Source organism: Liquorilactobacillus sicerae, from assembly GCF_029916425.1.
Taxonomy (GTDB): domain Bacteria; phylum Bacillota; class Bacilli; order Lactobacillales; family Lactobacillaceae; genus Liquorilactobacillus; species Liquorilactobacillus sicerae.
The window spans coordinates 1-766 of record NZ_JAHAVQ010000061.1; the positions used below are offsets into that span (position 1 = coordinate 1).

The 766-nt window shown below is 34.5% G+C and carries 1 protein-coding gene and 1 pseudogene; both read left to right on the forward strand.

The features are described from left to right. The first annotated feature begins 5 nt into the window (after positions 1 to 5). The gene (gene lepB / locus KH893_RS11180) at positions 6 to 626 is read left to right on the forward strand and encodes a signal peptidase I (RefSeq protein ID WP_281166195.1); all 621 of its coding nucleotides are present in this window, start codon (positions 6 to 8) and stop codon (positions 624 to 626) included. Next, positions 623 to 766 (forward strand): annotated as a pseudogene (locus tag KH893_RS13095) (signal peptidase I); the annotation flags it as partial. The gene lepB and the pseudogene KH893_RS13095, both read left to right, overlap by 4 nt.

Genomic DNA, 766 nt, shown 5'->3' on the forward strand with positions numbered 1-766 from the left:
TGATAATGGAAAAAATTAAATCAATATTTTCTTGGATTATTCCTATTGCTGTAGGTTTACTCTTAGCATTGTTGATTCAAGCGTTTTTATTAGTGCCTGTGACCGTTAACGGCGATTCAATGCTCAATAATCTTAAGAACGGTGAGCGAATTTGGGTTTTTAAAACTGCTAAGGTCCACCGTGGTTCTGTTATTGTTTTTGATGCAAAAAAAGAGGATCCTGGAATACAACCAGGGGAAAAAGATTATGTTAAACGTGTAATTGGACTTCCTGTTGATAAAATTGAAGCTAAGAACGGAAATATTTATGTTAACGGTAAAGAAATATCGCAAAAATATATTTCTCTCTATAATCGGACAACCGGTACCGGTAACTGGACTCTAAAGACTTTGTCTTCGGGAAATTCGCCGTTTGTTTCTGGAAGTTCTCATTGGATTGATGGGAAAGCGATTAAGGTCCCTGCAGGTAATTATTTTGTTCTTGGAGATAATAGGTCAAAGTCTGAGGATAGTCGATATTTCGGTTTTGTTAAGAAAGTTCATGTGCTTGGTGTAGAGAAGGTCCTTCCTTGGTCAAGCAGGCATAAAAAGATTAATGATGTTTGGAAGAGTTTTTTTGTTAAATGAATAAACATTTAAAATATTTTTTGAAAATATGGTTAATTCCCGCAATCGCTGGTATCGCGATTGCGGTTTTTCTTAAAGGAAATTTCTTTTCTTTTGTTAGAATATCTGGACAATCTATGTCACCTAATTTAGTAAATAAT

Bases quoted from the DNA above. Each gene is read 5' to 3' on its own strand.
- lepB (WP_281166195.1), top strand. From the start codon at position 6: ATGGAAAAAATTAAATCAATATTTTCTTGGATTATTCCTATTGCTGTA.